The following is a 16,013-nucleotide window of genomic DNA, read 5'->3' on the forward strand; positions in this document are numbered from 1 at the left end:
CAAATCAGCAAATTATGAACCCAACAATAATTCAGTTTTTTCACTGGTATTCTGAAGGAGACGGAAAATTGTGGAAAGAAGCCGAAAAACAGGCCAGATATTTAGCAAAGCTGGGAATTACCTCGGTGTGGTTTCCCCCTGCCTACAAAGGAGCTAACGGCGGCTATTCTACCGGCTATGATGCCTATGACCTTTATGATCTTGGAGAGTTTGATCAAAAAGGAACGATTCCTACAAAATATGGCTCTAAAAACGATTACCTGAAAGCCATCAAAGCCTTAAAAAAACAGAATATCGAAGTGATCATAGACATTGTTCTGGGACATAAAGCAGGAGGTGATGAGCTGGAAAAATTCAGGGCTGTAAAAGTAGATGAAGATAACAGGGAAAAAGTCATTTCCGATGTGATTGAAATAGAATCCTATACTAAATTTACGTTTCCCGGAAGAGGAAAAAAATATTCTGATTTTGAATGGAATTTCACCTGCTTCAGCGGTGTAGACTATGCAGAAGGAATGGATTCCCATATTTATAAAATACAGTCCGAATATGGGGATGACTGGGAGGAAATGATTGACGATGAAAAAGGCAACTACGACTATCTGATGTATAATGACATCGAACACCGCAATCCTTTTGTACGGGAAGAGCTCAATACATGGGCGAAATGGTATTTTGACCAGACCGATTTTGATGGGGTAAGGCTGGATGCCTTAAAGCATATTTCATTTGATTTTTATAAGGAATGGCTAAGCCTTCTCCGTTCCAATACAGGGAAAAATATTTTTGCTGTGGGCGAATATTGGGCTCCGGGCTATCTTCATCTGCTTCAAAAATATATTGAGGTGACAGAAGGCTGTATGAGTCTTTTCGACAGTTCTCTTCAGAATAATTTCCATAATGCATCTAAAGAAGGAAGTTCTTATGACCTTCGGAAGATTTTTGATGAAACTCTTACCCAGGCAGATCCCATGCATTCTGTAAGCTTGGTAGCCAACCATGACACTCAGCCTTTACAAGCCCTTGAAGCCCCTGTTGAACCCTGGTTCAAGCCTATTGCCTATGCGCTGATCTTATTGAGAAAAGACGGCTATCCATGTATTTTTTACCCTGATCTGTATGGTGCTCATTATGTGGATAAAGACCGGGAAGGCAACGATCAGGAAATATTCATGGAAAAAACAAACGGTATTGAGGAGCTTCTTAAAGCGAGAAAAGAGTATGCCTATGGAGAACAAAGGGATTATTTTGAAGATGCTAATTGTCTTGCCTGGGTACGTGAAGGTGATGACCAACATACAGGATGTGCTGTTGTTTTAAGCAATAAAGATGCATATAATAAACCTATGGAAATGGGCAAACGCTATGCTGGAAAAAAATATAAAGATCTGTTGAAGAGATTCAAGGAAAAAGTAACAATCGATGAAAACGGCTGGGGAAATTTTCCTGTTCCTGCAGGAAATGTGAGTGTTTGGATTTTAGAATAAAAAAGGCATACAGCAGAAAGATTTTTCTTTTGATGTATGCCCAAGACATTCTTTTAATTCTATAATTTTATCTAGCAATAAATGAATTTACAGCTTTTGAAGTCTCTTGCCCATTCACAGCAATCTCCTTCTTCTGTCATTGTGCAGCATACTTTATCAACAATGACTCCACCATCTACTTTTCTTAATTGTTTTCGATCCAGTTTTTTCATGTTCTGAAAAATTTTTGTTTTCATAAGGTTATATTTTAAAAATTTGTTTCATAAATATAATAAAAAAACATCATAACAAATTAGAAAATAACCCAAGAGTATTAAAATGAAAATTATGATCAACTTTCATTACTATCTATCTACAATTTAATTTTTTCTATTGTTAAAATTTCAGGCCGCTCTGATTGATCAGAAATTTTTCCAGTTCTGGCAAACTCGGCCCATAATGCCCTGAGTTTTGTTCCCTGCTTATGAATACGTTCCCAGGGTATATCTTTAAGCATTTCCGAAGATCTCCATGCAGATTCATTGCCAAAAATTAAAGGAAGGTCAATACAATGCGAAGCTCCAATATGATTGTCTTTTAATTTGGAATGTATTCTGAATAAATAGACATTACCTCCTCCTTTTGCTTGGTTTTCCGCAAATTGTCTGGCAGGTGATCCATAGATAAATTCTGTAGTTTTTTCAACTGTTTTATCCATAATTTTCAGTCCGAGACCTTTTCCAAAATATTTGTTCAAAGCTTCGGAAGTTTTGAGATAAAAAGCAGTTTCGTCATTATTCAGGCCAATTAACACATCATATTCTTTTGCATTTTGTCTCCATTTTTCAACAGATTCTTCTTCTTTACATAAAGGAGGAAATCCGTATTGAGTTCCAAAAGGCATAGCAGCCTTCAAACCATATTTCATCACAGATGGAACGAACTTTCCATAGTCCTCCATCATCTTATAAACATCAACCTCATCTTTGATTTCTTCTGTTTTTTTCAAAAACTCAGCAGACATTCCCTGTCTTTTATAACGTAACCCCAAAGGCGCACTTTGAATAATTACCCGTCGAAATAGCCCATCAACGCCTTCTGATATCATTAAATGAGCAATTGCATCGCCACCAGAAGACTGACCAAGCAGGGTTACATTTTCCGGATCCCCACCAAAGTCTGCTATATTGGTTTTGATCCACTTCAATGCTTCAATCATATCCAACAGTCCTAAATTTGGAGGTCTTTTTTCATCACCACCTAAAAATCCAAAGAGTCCCAGGCGATAGGAAACCGTAACAACAATGATATTCTGCTCTTTTACCCATTCTGCAGGATCGGCAGTTGGAAGATCTCCACATCCTATTTCGTGGGAACCGCCATGAATCCAGACAATAACGGAAAGTTTTTCATTATCATCAATGGGGTCCGGACGGGTTATAGAAAGGTATTGAGTAGATTCTTCAGGTTCAAACTCTTCAACAGGTGTTGTCCCAATCATTTTTTCTACAAGCGGGCTGAGTTTCTGCGGACAAACCGGAGTTTTATTTTCTAGCCTGTCATCAAATACAAAATATTCAACCGGAATGGGTCTTTGAAATCTCTCAGAACGGGCATAACGAATACTTTTTGCTCTGATAATTCCATTTTCTCTGAATGCTGTAATTTTTCCAAATTTGGTATCGAAAACCACCGTTTCTATATGTTGTGAACTCATTTTTAAAACTGTGAAAACTTTACAATAAAGATAATTCTGTTTTTTGAATATAAAAAATTTATGCGGTTAATAAACACTAATAGCACTAATGAATACACTAATTTTCACAAATAAATTCGTGGGATTTGTGAAAAACATTTGTGGTATTTATGGTTAAGTCTGTGTGGTTAATAAACACTAATAGCACTAATGAATGCACTAATTTTCACAAATAAATTCGTGGGATTTGTGAAAAACATTTGTGGTATTTGTGTTTCAACTCAATTCAAGGATTTGTATTCACTCGGGGAAACTCCCACTTTGGTTTTGAATAATCTGGTGAAGTGCTGCGGGTATTTGAATCCCAGATCGTAAGAAATTTCGCTGATCGATTTTCCCTGGTCCAGAATCTGTTCTTTAGCCACATCAATCAGTTTATTGTGAATCAGTTCCTGAGGAGAAATACCCAGCTCTTTTTTGATCAGATCTCCAAAGTAGTTGGCAGATAGATTCAGCTTTTCGGCAAAGTAATTCACCATAGGAAAACCGATATTTTTAGGGTTTTCAGATTTTAAATAATCATCTACAAGGTTTTCAAACTTACCAATGACTCCCTGATTGACATGATCTCTTGTAATGAACTGCCGGTCATAAAACCGCATGCAGTAATTTAAAAACAATTCAATATTATTTACCACTAAGGATTTGCTGTGTTTATCGATCGGCTGCTCAAGTTCCAGTCTGATATTTTTGAAGCATTCCAATATAATTTCTCTTTCTTTTTCAGAAAGATGTAATGCTTCATGTACATCATAGGAAAAGAAAGAATAATCTTTGATATGTTTCCCCAGATTGGTTCCTTTAATCAAATCAGGATGAAACAGTAAGGCATATCCACCGGGCTGAATGGGTACTCCGTCATTTTTCACCCCGCTGATCTGTCCGGGAGCAATGAAAACCAATGTCCCTTCCTGGTAATCGTAGCTGTGTTTACCATAATACATATCACCGCACACCACATCTTTCAGGAAAACGGTATAAAAGGCATAGGTTCTTCTGTAACTGCAAATGGGAGCGGATTTCGAAAAATCTACCACACTTACCAACGGGTGCAGGGTTTCATGATTGGTCATTTTATTGTAATCTGAAATGCTGCTGATTCTTTCAAATTCCTGATTTTCCATTGAATTGATTTTAATTCTTATTCAAAATTACTACTTTCCCGGGTAACGGATCCGGTGTCTGTAAAATTGGTAAGTAATTCGGTAATCTGTATAAGTTCGGTTTAAGTGAAAGTTTCGACTTTTGTACCGTTATGGAAAATTTTAATTCAACCATTTTTCCAAAAGGAGAAAAAGCACCTTCCGAGTATTTCTCCGGAGGAACAGCCTGGGTACATCTTTTGAAACCCAATGACAATGAACTGAACTGCCAGATCGGGAAAGTTATTTTTGAACCGGGATGCAGAAATAACTGGCACTCTCATGGTGGTGGACAGATTTTAATCGTAACTTCAGGATCAGGATTTTATCAGGAAAAAGGTAAACCTGCACAGGCTTTGCACCCGGGAGATGTTGTCAATATTCTTCCGAATGTGATCCACTGGCATGGTGCTGCCCCCGACAGTGAGCTGGTTCATATAGCCATCAATACCAATACACAGAACGGAATTGTGGAATGGCTGGCCCCTGTAACGGATGATGAATACCATAATTTATAAACCAAACTTATTAACTTAAATTAAATAAACCAATGAGTACATTTACAGTAAAAGCTTACGGAGCAGAATCCAAAACAGCTGATCTGAAAGAAATGAATATTGAGAGAAGAGAAGTCACCGCTAAAGATGTAGAAATCGAAATTCTATACTGCGGCGTATGCCACTCTGATCTTCACACAGCAAGAAATGACTGGGGCGGAAGCCTCTACCCTGCGGTTCCCGGACATGAAATTATAGGAAGAATTACAAAAGTAGGAAACGAGGTTTCTAAATTTAAAGTGGGTGACCTTGCAGGGGTAGGCTGTATCGTAGATTCATGCGGACATTGTGAAAGCTGCCAACATGATCTTGAACAATATTGTTTGAATGGATTTACCGGAACTTATAACGGTCATGATAAACATTCCGGAGGTCATACTTTCGGGGGATATTCTCAGAAGGTAGTGGTAGATTCTCACCATGTTTTAAAAGTTCCTGAAAATCTTGACCCTGCTGCCGTAGCACCAATTTTGTGTGCAGGTATTACCACATGGTCTCCTCTGAGACATTGGAATGTAGGTCCCGGATCAAAAGTAGCGGTTGTAGGATTGGGCGGATTAGGACATATGGCGATCAAACTGGCAAAAGGATTAGGCGCTGAAGTTACTTTATTTTCCAGAACTCCTGGAAAAACGGAAGATGCAAAACAGCTAGGTGCTGATCATGTCATCATTTCTACGGATGAAGAGCAGATGAAATCTGTAAAAGGAAAGTTTGATGTGATCATTGATACGGTTCCTTATGTACATGATGTAAATCCTTATGTTTCGACTTTAAATATCAACGGAACTCACGTTCTTGTCGGTTATCTGGGTGGGCTTGAACCGATCTTAAATACGGTTCCTTTAATTCTTGGAAGAAAGTCTGTAGCAGGTTCCGTGATCGGAGGAATTGCAGAAACTCAGGAATTGTTGGATTTCTGTGGAAAACACAATATTGTTTCTGATATTGAACTGATCAAGATGCAGGATATTAATCATGCCTATGAAAGAATGCTTAAAAGTGATGTCAAATATCGTTTTGTGATTGATATGAAATCGTTGTAATCCGCTTTTTACTTTAAAATAACACGGCAGCCTCGGTGAGGCTGCCGTTTTTGTTTTGCTACGAATGCACGAATAAATAAATAAATAAATAAATAAATAAATTCGTGCATTTGTGGCAATTAAAATGATTTCGCTGATTTTTCTAAGTGACAGTGTCATCAGTGAAAACCCTACTTTAAGAATAATCAGATATTTTATTTCTGTGTCTGCACCTTTCTTTCCATATCCTGAAAGGCCCATTCTGCCATAGCATCAATTACCGGAGACAGTTCATTTCCTGCCTTACTCAGTTTATAGGTAACATGAGGCGGAACTACAGGTTTTGCGGTCCTGATGATCAACCCATCTGCTTCCAATTGTTTGAGATGCTGAATCAGCATTTTCTCCGTAACAGCAGGAATAGCTTTTTTCAATTCGCTGTATCTTTTTTCTCCTGTGGAAAGATTGAACAGGATAATAGGTTTCCAGAATCCCCCGATTCTTTCCATCACATACATTACAGGACAGTCCTGCACTATTTTTTTATTTTCCTGAATGGTTGAACTTTCTTTGATTGCTGTCATAGATACATACTTTAGGGTAAGTACTTGTATAAAAGTAAGTACAAATATAACTTTGTTCTCAGAAATAAAAAAACATTTTTCTCATAAAAATCACTGATAATTAATCCATTGACAAAAAATCAATTCATATTCAGCCATTGCATATGAACATTAAAAACCATAAAAAAATTTACTTATGAAAATTGTAATCACCGGATCATTAGGAAACGTAGCAAAACCTCTAACGCAACAACTGGTTGCAGAAGGACACGATATTACTGTAATAAGCAGTAACGAAGACCGAAAACAGAATATTGAATCTTTGGGTGCAACCCCGGCTATAGGATCTATTACGGATGTAGATTTTTTAACACAAACATTTCAGGGAGCAGATGCTGTTTTTGTGATGACTCCCCCAGCCATCAGTGCTGCCCATATTGTGGAAAACACCATTAATGCTGGAAAAAACTATGCAGAAGCTATCAAAAATGCCCATGTAAAAAGAGCTGTAATGCTCAGCAGTGTAGGCGCTGCATCTCCCGTGGAAAACGGCCCGATAAAAGGGCTTCATCATATCGAAAATCTATATCAGAATATAGAAAATACTTCTTTCACCTTTTTAAGAGCAGGATATTTCTATACCAACTTTTTCAATGATATTCCTTTAATTCAAAATGCAGGAATCATTGGGGGAAATTATCCGGAAAATATAGAAATTCCTGTGGTACATCCCCATGATATTGCAAAAGCAGCCGCCGAAGAGTTGGTAAAAGATCAGGCAGGTAAAAATATCCGATATATTGTAAGCGACAATCGAAAAGCCTCTGACTTTGCAAGCGTTTTAGGAGCATCTGTACAGAAACCGGAACTTCCGTGGATAGAGTTCTCTGATGAGGATGCATTGAACGGAATGCTTCAGGCATGTCTTCCCCAGGATATGGCAGAATTGTATGTTGAAATGGGAAAGGGAATGAGAACAGGTACGGTACAGAAAGATTTTATTGAGCATGGTTCTCCGGTTACGGGTAACATTAAGCTGGAAGATTTTGCTAAAGAATTTTCTTCTAAATTTTAAAAGATAAGAATATAGGTAAACAAGATTCGGCGCACCAGAGGTGCGCCGAATCTTATTATTTTAATAACAAAAAACTGTCCGATTATTTAGTGGTAAAAGTCCAGATCAAAGCTTTGTCTTTGCTGGCTTTGAAAATGGTAGCGTGAGTTTCTTTCGGCGCATTTTCGTATTTCCATTTTACATTCTTCATATCCGCAGATTTAAATACCTCAGATAGCCTATTCACAGGTTCAAAGATCCCTTTTTCTCCGGATGAAGTAAACCATAGTCTTTTAGAGCTGTTGGTAATATTAGCAAGGCTCTCTTTTGCCGTTTTCACTTCGTATTCATCGTTCCACCATAATGAAGGATCCATAGCAATATAGAAATCAAACATATCGGAATGGTGCAAAAAAGTTTCGATCACAAAAAGTCCGGCCAGGGATTCTCCTATGATTCCTTTTTCATTTCCGGTTCTGTATCGTTTGTTGATTTCGGCAAAAAGTTCATTGTTGATAAATGCTCTGAATTTTTCAGAACCTCCTACAACGGGAGCAATTTTTTTATCCTCTTCATTTTCTGTAGGTCCTGTAAGATCTCTTCTGCGCTGGGTATTTTCAATCCCAACAAGGATCATAGGAGGTATTGTTTTTGATTTGATAAGCTTTGCCAGAGTATTGGCAACATGGGGAAAATCTTCCTGAACTCCACCGTCTGCCATATATAAAACCGGAAATTTTGCAGAACTTTTATCATAGCCTAAAGGTTTCCATACATTAATTGTTCTGGTCTCACCCACTTCTTTCGACTCCATTGTAAAATGATCATGTGTCGGAACAGCATCCTGATTCTGAGAAAATACCTGACCGCTCAACAGCAATAAAAATACGAATAGTAACCTATACTTCATGTTTAATTTTTTATTAAAAGTACTGCTTTTTATTGATAACAAGGCTATACAAAGCAAAATCGCAATGTAACAATTCATGCTACACTGCGATTTTATATGAGTAAGTAAGTTTAATGATAAACAGATGTTCTCACTTTATCTTTATTTCTTCTCCTGCAAAATACCATACAGTACTTTTAGTTTTCCGTCAATCGGCTGGTCGATCTTTAATCCTAACACTTCAGCCACTAAAGGATAAACATTAACGTTGGTAAATTCATCGATGACCTTATTATTTTTAAATTCAGGGCCCCAAGCATAGAATGTAGCCTTCATTTCCGGAACAATGCAAGGATTATAGCCATGTTTTCCTACTGAAGATTTTTTTCCTTTTTCTAAGAATATTTTCGGGGCTTTCGGGATCAGGAGAATCTGTCCTATCCTGTTGTAGCGGTCATCTCTTGTTGCAAAATGAAGGTATCTGGGAAGCTTTTTATCTAGATAAACTTCATAATCAGCTGTTTTTTTAGCTTTCAGTTCTTTATAAACCGTTTTTACCTCATCAGGATTTTTTACATATACTCTCAATAACGTCTGGGAATTATAAAAATCAAAACGGTTCTTATCCAGAAGAAGCTCCGGAATTTCCAGTGGAGCGCCTCCATCCACCTTGATCATTCCATGGTCCGAAACAAATATAAAGTTGACATTTTTTAATCCTAATGCATTTACTTTTTGTACCAAATCACCAACAGCCTGGTCGATCAGATGAACAGCTGCTTCCGTTTCTTTGGTATCCGGGCCATAGTGATGCCCGCTTCCATCCACTTCCGGGAAGTATAATGAAATAAAATGAGGTCTTTTGTCTTCCGGTAACTTCAGCCAGTTGACCACTTTTTCCACTTTTTCTGCAGGGGTAAATTTCTCGTGGTAAGGGTAGTAGTAAGAAGGTCTTGTTCCTCCTGCGTCACTGGCAGAGCCTACCCACATCAGTGATGCTGTTACCACGCCTTGTTTTTCAGCCAATCCCCAAAGTGGAGTTCCTCCGTACCAACTTCCGTCTTCAGCATTTTTCTTATTGCTCAGCGCATAGGATTCCTTACGCTTATAGTCGTAGAAAAAATTATCGATCAATCCGTGATGAGAAGGATAAAGGCCTGTGATCAGGCTCCAGTGGTTAGGAAAAGTAATACTCGGATAGCTGGGAATCATTGCTTTTGCCTGTACTCCGTTACTGGAAAGCTTCAGAAGATTTTCAGCGTTATATTTTTTGGCGTAATCATAACGGAATCCGTCGGTGGAGATCATGATCACATAAGGCTTCGACTGAGCTTCTGTACTGTTCTGACGGCCGGGTATCACAACCTGAGCTGTATCAATGTTTGCCTGCTGTGCAAAACCCGTAAAGGAGATAAGCAGCAGCAAAAGATGTATTCCTCGCTTCATTATTTAAATTTTGACAAAGGTACATCCTCTCCTGCTGCCTGAAAAGTTTAAGAGGTTAAAAGTATATTAAAAACCACTCATTTTATTTTTAAGAGCATATTGGATCAAATGCTACGCTTCATTTCAAATTGAGAGACCGGATTTTTAAGCCCGATGGTCTGGGTCAAAAATAGATGGGTATCTTCGGCAGTATCTTCTACATTATTCAGGGAAATAGCTTCTCCGTTATTTCTTTCTCTTATTGCATTGAAAAGCTTTGTACCAACTCCTTGTTTTCTATGATCTTTATCTACTGCAATCTGATATACTTTTTTTGCAGCAGGGCCATAGATGATATATCCAACGAGTTTTTCCCCTACATAAGCTCCTAAAGTGATATAATTTTCAGGCATAGGATTCAGCACAAAAACAGATCCCTGCCATGAAGGTTCAATATCCCAGAAAGCCGATAATTTTTCCCATTGAAAATCTTTCAGTTCCTGAACAGATACCTCAGCGCTTTCTTTTTCTGCATTGATATTTCCGTTAAAGCAAAGCAATCTCCGCACCTTATTAAAACCTAAATTTTCATAAGCCCTGATTGCAGCAGCATTTCCTTCAATAACTTCAAGAAGGAGTGTATCTGCATTTCTCTCTTTCAAAATAGGAATAATAAAATCATACATCTTCCTTACCAGACCTTTACCTCTTGCCTCTGGTATTACTCCTGTTCCGCCGTTGTAAATAATTTTTTCTCCACTTCCAGTTTTTTCAGCCTGAAGGATAAATCCAACCAGTCTGCCATTTTCAAATGCGCCTACCGATAGATCCGGGTTTATTTTCTCCGCTGCAATTTTTGTTGTCAGCTGCTCTAATGATAAATGAAAGGGAACGATATAGTCTGAAAAAGAAAGATTGAATACAGATAAAATATCTTCTGTACTTGTATTTGAAAGGGTTTTGAATTCCATTGTTATATATTGTTTAAAAAAAATCAGATTAAAAAATTACCATTCACGGCCGAGATCTTCTTTCCAGTCGTAAGGCAAAAGTTCTTTTAAAGTCATAAACACTCCATTTTTCACTTCTACAATTGCCTTGAGGTTTTCTTTTGACAGCTGACTCATCAGTTCTCTGCAGCGCCCACAAGGAGGTACCGCATTCCCATCTTCTCCTACAGCGACTACAGCCCTGATCTGATATTCTCCGTTTTTCAGCATTTCTGCCACAGCACTGTGTTCTGCACAAAATCCCATGGAGCAGGCTGTATCTATACTGATTCCTGTATATACATTTCCCGCTTCTGTTTCAATGGCCGCAGCTACTCCTCCATATTCTATAAAGTCATTCAATGTTTTTGAACCGGCAAACCGGGCGGCTATTTCTTTTAAATCCTTTCTCATATGATATACTAAGTTTTTGGTGTTTTATTGCTGACGATCCAGATACCACTGAACTGCATTTCGCTCTTCTCTCTTGATAAATGGATCTTTTCCGTCATTATAGTCATTCCCGTCGTGCCATTCCTGTAAGCTGAGATGTTCTTTTAACCGCTGATATTCGTCTCTTACCTCAACATGGGTACGCAGATAATCCCTGAATGCAATATGACGAAGCCAATGTTCTGAAGAAACAGGAATGGTATGAATATGAGCGATACGAAGTTTGTGATCATGCATTTTGTCAGGAATCACGTCCCCTGAATGAATGATTTCCGGAAATCCTAAATTCTGCGTCTGGTCTGTAAGTTTAATAAAGAAACGGCGATACGGCATCTCCTCATTGTACTTTTCGTAGTATACATAGTCTTTTCCTGTCATCAAAGGCGGAATTTTATCCAGGTCATCCTCACTCTGTACACCAATCATAATGTCGATAACAGGTTTTGCTGATAAACCTTCCACTGACGTACTCCCGATATGTTCAATGTGCAGGTTCAAGAAACCAATGTTTTCCTCCAATTCATTTTTAATGGATTCAAACTGTTTTTTCCAGGAAGGATTGTATTTTTCAAAGGTAATTTTCATGAGGATCCGGCTGTACACAAATATAGGAAATTTCAACCAAAGCCTTTAGAATAAAGCGTTTCGATAATTTTAAATATGTATATAAAAAAACACCTCTGAAGAATCAGAGGTATTCATTTGAAATATTTAGGTGTGTTTTTTACTTTTATTCTTTAATGAGTTTTTCATAAGAGGTACTTCCATCTTTCAGCAGAATTTCAAAATAATAAATTCCTGATTTCAAATCTTCAACATTTATTTTTTCCTGATCCGGTTTTACTGTTCTTACTTTTCTTCCTGTAGCTTCGTAAATATCTATGGTTTTTATCTTGTCAACATTCTTAAGACTTACAGATATTTTGGCAGGATTAGGATAGAGCATTGTTTTTTTAGCTTCTGCTGCTATTTCATTGACAGACAAAGTACTGGACACCATTGTTAGCTTGGCATAATCTCTTCCTGCAGTATGGTAGCCCAAAGTTGTACCTCCCCCTCTGCGGGCATAAAATATATTGATTGTTCCTGCAGCATTGGCAATGGCGAAATCTCCTGCCCCTCCTGAGAGTGATCTCGTAGCAACAATTGTTCTGGTGCTTCCAGCTACGGTATTGGATGTTTCGGTCCAATCTTGTGAAGGATCAGCTGTAGGTGCGATTCCTGAGCCACTAAACGAATAATCTCTATTGGCAGAAGAATTATAAATAAATCCATCTGCTCCTGCTGCCATACCGCCGCCATCTACCCCATTTCCTCCAAATCCGATTCCCAGCATAGAATTGCTGTCGCCGGTTACTGTAATGGTTGCTCCGGTAGGTGTAGTGTCTAATTTCACCGTCATACCGGTAGTGGGTAAACTTACCGTTCCTGACGAAAACTGGGCCCAGGCAAAATTTGCAAGGACCATACTAAAGGTGAGTAAAAGTTTTTTCATATCAATTTTTTAAAAGATTAATAATTTCCTTATGGTCTGTTTTTAAGGCATATTCAAAGGGAGTCATTCCCATTGAATCTTTTTTTGTTTTATCCGCTTTATATTGAAGCAGCAATTCTACCAGTTCTTTATTTCCGAATTTCACGGCCCAGAATAAAGGAGTATATCCTGTAGCATCTGCAATATTGGGATCCGCTTTTTTCTTTAGCAGGCGTTCCACCAGATCTTTGTTATACTTTACGGCAAGCCCGGCCAAAGCTGTCCCTTCCTTGCTTTTATAGTTCAAATCCTTTACATGATCAATCAGGTATCTGGCAACTTCGGTATTTCCTCTATAGCAGGCCAATATCAGAGGAGAAAATCCGTTTTCATTCACCTGGTTGATAATATCCGGGTTCTGTTTCATCAGTTCCGTTACTTCAGCTACGGTTCCGGTTCTCGCAATATCAAATATTGACTTTGTTTTTTCCTGAGCAGATAAAAGACTAGTCAGAAATATCCCCAGTACTACGATGATGTTTCTCATTGTTTGATCAATACATAGTTGTAGTCAATATTCACATTCTCAGCAATTTTCTTGGTCACCATCTTCGGAATGGTCACTTTATAATCTGCAGGTCTGGCTACAAAACCGCCCTGCATATAGATCTTACCGTCTTTTGCATACAATGTAGCTGCGGAAGAGACCGCTTTATCTACTCCATGAAAATTAAGCGTCCCCTGCACCGTATACTTTTGAGGGCTTGCTGTAAGTTTCGTTTTATCAAAATTGACAATTTTCCCTTTAAATGTTGTCTTAGGGTATTTTGCCGTTTCTGCATAGCTTTCATTGAAATGCTCTTCCATTAGCTTGGTTTTGAAATGAAAGTTTTTCACAACTGAAACGGAAGCTATTTCTCCATTATCTGCATTCATCACCACCAGATTGTTATCATCCTGAGCGTAAATATCATCAAATAATGGCACTGATGCTTCGAAAGTCACCTTTCCGGTTTTAGAACTGTATTTCTGTGCTGAAGCGTAGCCGGCAAAAACCAGGAATACGCTGAATACTATTAATTTTTTCATATCAAATATTTTTAATTTTCAGTAAGCCCGTCAGCTTTCCATTTGATGAAGGTATTGATCTGCGCTGGAGACAGTGAACCTCCTTTGGGCATCTTCCCGGGATCTCCATCGGGTCTTTGGATACGATCCAGAATACTATTGATGTTGTTTTTTACCTGCTCATAGGTTGCGAGGGGTTTAATAAAAGAACCTTCTGAATGACAACCGATACAATTGTTATCAATGATAGGTTTGATGTCTGCTGTATATTTTACAGGCAGTTCGATAGGTTTATTGTCTGAAATTTCTTCATAGGTTCTGCTATCACAGCTGCAAAGGATGATCATTGAGGATAAGCTCAAAAGGAATGTTAATTTTTTCATATTAAAAAACTCTATAAAGATTAAACCCAAAGAAAATATGTCCTTTTCCCCAATTTCCGGATGCATTGGTAAGGTATCCAATATCTGAATTGATCTGGGAATTGGTGAATAAAAGCTGGAAAACGTGTCCCCCGGTTTCTATATCTACTCCCAATGAGAGCGGATTTTTATAAAAACTGTGATTGTCAAAATTCACAAAGTATTCTGCATTTACAGATACTCTTTTTGAAATTTTATAACGACCGCCCAAACCTGTCAGAAACTGATTTTTGTCTTCATTTCTCGGTTCATAGAGATTTTTGTGAACAAATGAAGGGGTAAGCTGTAAGGAAAGTTTATCTGTAAACCTTCTGGAAATCAGTGCCTGAGTAAGGTAAGAAAGCCTGTCATTGAATTTAAGATAAGGATAATTGTCTTTTTTCAGATCAGTATTGACAGCCATCACATTGTAGCCGACAATATCTACCGGAAATTTTTCGTTCTGTCTGATCAGCCTATATTTCACCCCTCCTTCAAAGGTTTTCATATTGGTCTCTCTGGACAGACTTACAGAGACAGCATCTGAAATTCCATAGATGGCGCCTAATTTGGTGGAAGCATTATCCAAACCAAAAAAATCTTTAAATCCTGCGCTTATGTCGCCAAACCTATGGGCAACGATCATATACCATTCTTTTTTGGCCGCCAGTTTGGTGGATTGTCCTGTAACAATCTGAAGGGCTTTGAAAGCAGGCTGTGAGATTTCTGAATTGGTTTGAATGGTGTCTATATCTTTCAGCAGATCTTCCTGTGCAAAGGCAAAAACTGAAGAAAATACAGACAAAAATAAGAGAGCTTTTGTCATATATACTTTAAATTTAGTTATATGACAAACTTATAGAGTTCTCAATTCAAAAATGTGTGATAAAAGTCACCGAAGAAATTGTTTTTATCAATCGTAAAACAAAAACTTTTAAAACATTACAAATTAGACAAGTCTAACATTTTCATTTACAGCCACTTTTATTCCTTCTTTGGTCTGTACAATGTCTCCATCGCTTTCAATTTTTTTCAGCACTCTGCTTACTACTTCTCTGGAAGACCCCAGGCTATTGGCAATCTCCCGATGTGTAATTTTAATAGGATTATTTCCTGTAAGGGCAATCTGCTGCTTGATATGGTTCAGGACTCTCTTATCCAGTCTGTGGAAAACAGCATCGTTAACCATATTCATGATTTCTGAAAACCTTCTGTCATACTCACGATAGAAGAGTTTATTGATTTCCGGAAACTGAATCAGCCAACTGTGCATCACGGAGATAGGGATCAGCAGTGCTTCCGAATCTTCTTCTGCTACAGCATATATCCTGCTTATATGATCTGTAAAAATTGAAGAAAAGGTCATCAGGCAGCTGTCACTGGGCTTAATGTAATAGTATATAAGTTCCCGCCCGTCATTAAGGGTAAAAACTTTAATGGAGCCTTTTACTAAAAAGGGAACATATTTATTTTTTTGTCCTTCTCTGATAATTTCCGTCTTCGCTTTTATATTGGTTATGATGGCATGCTCTTCAAGTTCTGCTAAAAAAGCGCTGCCTAAAAAACCAAATTTCTGATGAATTAACTTATTGCTTACCATATTTTCTTGTCAAGTATTTTGAACAAATATATAAAATCAGACAAACAATATATCAGATAAATAATACTCTTTCATTATAAGAATTAAAACGGCAATATTCAGATGATTTCACTATATTTTTCAACAATAAAAAGATATTAGCATTAAAAAT

At 37.8% G+C, this 16,013-nt stretch carries 19 protein-coding genes; 4 read left to right on the plus strand and 15 right to left on the minus strand.

The genetic code is table 11. The features are described from left to right. Window positions 1–14: 14 nt before the first annotated feature. Entirely contained in the window at window positions 15–1,487 is a 1,473-nt protein-coding gene (locus AC106K_RS19375; protein WP_482447114.1) for an alpha-amylase, read from the plus strand. A gap of 71 nt (window positions 1,488–1,558) precedes the next feature. On the opposite strand, the gene AC106K_RS19380 is transcribed toward AC106K_RS19375, so the two are convergent. From AC106K_RS19380 to AC106K_RS19390, 3 genes are all read right to left on the minus strand, one after another. Next, window positions 1,559–1,723 carry a hypothetical protein gene (locus tag AC106K_RS19380; protein ID WP_482447115.1) on the minus strand — a complete coding sequence of 55 codons (165 nt, stop codon included), beginning with the start codon at window positions 1,721–1,723 and terminating at the stop codon, window positions 1,559–1,561. Between the two features lie 116 nt (window positions 1,724–1,839). After that, complete coding sequence (locus AC106K_RS19385; RefSeq protein ID WP_482447116.1) at window positions 1,840–3,183, minus strand: carboxylesterase family protein; 1,344 nt, start codon at window positions 3,181–3,183, stop codon at window positions 1,840–1,842. 260 nt (window positions 3,184–3,443) lie between these two features. Beyond that, window positions 3,444–4,346: a helix-turn-helix domain-containing protein gene (locus AC106K_RS19390; protein WP_482447117.1), complete on the minus strand. Its 903-nt coding sequence runs from the start codon at window positions 4,344–4,346 to the stop codon at window positions 3,444–3,446. Window positions 4,347–4,477: 131 nt separating this feature from the next. Between AC106K_RS19390 and AC106K_RS19395 the strand changes: the two genes are divergently transcribed. Beyond that, the gene (locus AC106K_RS19395; RefSeq protein ID WP_482447118.1) at window positions 4,478–4,882 is read left to right on the plus strand and encodes a cupin domain-containing protein; all 405 of its coding nucleotides are present in this window, start codon (window positions 4,478–4,480) and stop codon (window positions 4,880–4,882) included. Window positions 4,883–4,914: 32 nt separating this feature from the next. Continuing rightward, entirely contained in the window at window positions 4,915–5,967 is a 1,053-nt protein-coding gene (locus AC106K_RS19400; protein ID WP_482447119.1) for an NAD(P)-dependent alcohol dehydrogenase, read from the plus strand. Between the two features lie 194 nt (window positions 5,968–6,161). Here AC106K_RS19400 and AC106K_RS19405 read toward each other — a convergent pair whose 3' ends face one another. Continuing rightward, complete coding sequence (locus tag AC106K_RS19405) at window positions 6,162–6,530, minus strand: winged helix-turn-helix transcriptional regulator (RefSeq protein WP_482447120.1); 369 nt, start codon at window positions 6,528–6,530, stop codon at window positions 6,162–6,164. A gap of 175 nt (window positions 6,531–6,705) precedes the next feature. Here AC106K_RS19405 and AC106K_RS19410 point away from each other — a divergent pair, with 175 nt between their 5' ends. Further along, window positions 6,706–7,584: an NAD(P)H-binding protein gene (locus tag AC106K_RS19410; RefSeq protein WP_482447121.1), complete on the plus strand. Its 879-nt coding sequence runs from the start codon at window positions 6,706–6,708 to the stop codon at window positions 7,582–7,584. 82 nt (window positions 7,585–7,666) lie between these two features. Here the strand turns inward: AC106K_RS19410 and AC106K_RS19415 are convergent, their stop codons facing one another. The 11 genes from AC106K_RS19415 to AC106K_RS19465 form a co-directional block, all read right to left on the minus strand. Further along, window positions 7,667–8,473: an alpha/beta hydrolase gene (locus AC106K_RS19415; RefSeq protein ID WP_482447122.1), complete on the minus strand. Its 807-nt coding sequence runs from the start codon at window positions 8,471–8,473 to the stop codon at window positions 7,667–7,669. Window positions 8,474–8,614: 141 nt separating this feature from the next. Next, window positions 8,615–9,898, minus strand: coding sequence for an alkaline phosphatase family protein (locus tag AC106K_RS19420; protein ID WP_482447124.1), 1,284 nt, complete (start codon window positions 9,896–9,898; stop codon window positions 8,615–8,617). 104 nt (window positions 9,899–10,002) lie between these two features. After that, the gene (locus AC106K_RS19425) at window positions 10,003–10,848 is read right to left on the minus strand and encodes a GNAT family N-acetyltransferase (RefSeq protein WP_482447126.1); all 846 of its coding nucleotides are present in this window, start codon (window positions 10,846–10,848) and stop codon (window positions 10,003–10,005) included. 36 nt (window positions 10,849–10,884) lie between these two features. After that, window positions 10,885–11,280 (minus strand): cytidine deaminase family protein, encoded by a 396-nt coding sequence (locus AC106K_RS19430; protein WP_482447127.1) that lies wholly within the window; start codon window positions 11,278–11,280, stop codon window positions 10,885–10,887. A gap of 24 nt (window positions 11,281–11,304) precedes the next feature. After that, the gene (locus AC106K_RS19435; protein ID WP_482447128.1) at window positions 11,305–11,904 is read right to left on the minus strand and encodes a GrpB family protein; all 600 of its coding nucleotides are present in this window, start codon (window positions 11,902–11,904) and stop codon (window positions 11,305–11,307) included. Window positions 11,905–12,049: 145 nt separating this feature from the next. Beyond that, window positions 12,050–12,814 (minus strand): T9SS type A sorting domain-containing protein, encoded by a 765-nt coding sequence (locus AC106K_RS19440; protein ID WP_482447130.1) that lies wholly within the window; start codon window positions 12,812–12,814, stop codon window positions 12,050–12,052. A 1-nt stretch (window position 12,815) separates the two neighbouring features. Then, the gene (locus tag AC106K_RS19445) at window positions 12,816–13,340 is read right to left on the minus strand and encodes an ankyrin repeat domain-containing protein (RefSeq protein ID WP_482447131.1); all 525 of its coding nucleotides are present in this window, start codon (window positions 13,338–13,340) and stop codon (window positions 12,816–12,818) included. Further along, on the minus strand, window positions 13,337–13,882 hold the full coding sequence (locus tag AC106K_RS19450; RefSeq protein WP_185289404.1) for a YceI family protein: 546 nt from the start codon (window positions 13,880–13,882) through the stop codon (window positions 13,337–13,339). The genes AC106K_RS19445 and AC106K_RS19450 overlap by 4 nt, the downstream gene beginning before the upstream one ends. Window positions 13,883–13,893: 11 nt before the next feature. Beyond that, a complete protein-coding gene (locus tag AC106K_RS19455; RefSeq protein ID WP_482447132.1) occupies window positions 13,894–14,244 on the minus strand; it encodes a hypothetical protein in 351 nt (116 codons plus the stop codon). A 1-nt stretch (window position 14,245) separates the two neighbouring features. Beyond that, on the minus strand, window positions 14,246–15,088 hold the full coding sequence (locus tag AC106K_RS19460) for a DUF5777 family beta-barrel protein (RefSeq protein ID WP_047099687.1): 843 nt from the start codon (window positions 15,086–15,088) through the stop codon (window positions 14,246–14,248). Between the two features lie 123 nt (window positions 15,089–15,211). Continuing rightward, window positions 15,212–15,862 (minus strand): Crp/Fnr family transcriptional regulator, encoded by a 651-nt coding sequence (locus AC106K_RS19465; RefSeq protein ID WP_482447133.1) that lies wholly within the window; start codon window positions 15,860–15,862, stop codon window positions 15,212–15,214. Window positions 15,863–16,013: the final 151 nt, after the last annotated feature.

Source organism: Chryseobacterium sp. FR048 (genome assembly GCF_056844665.1).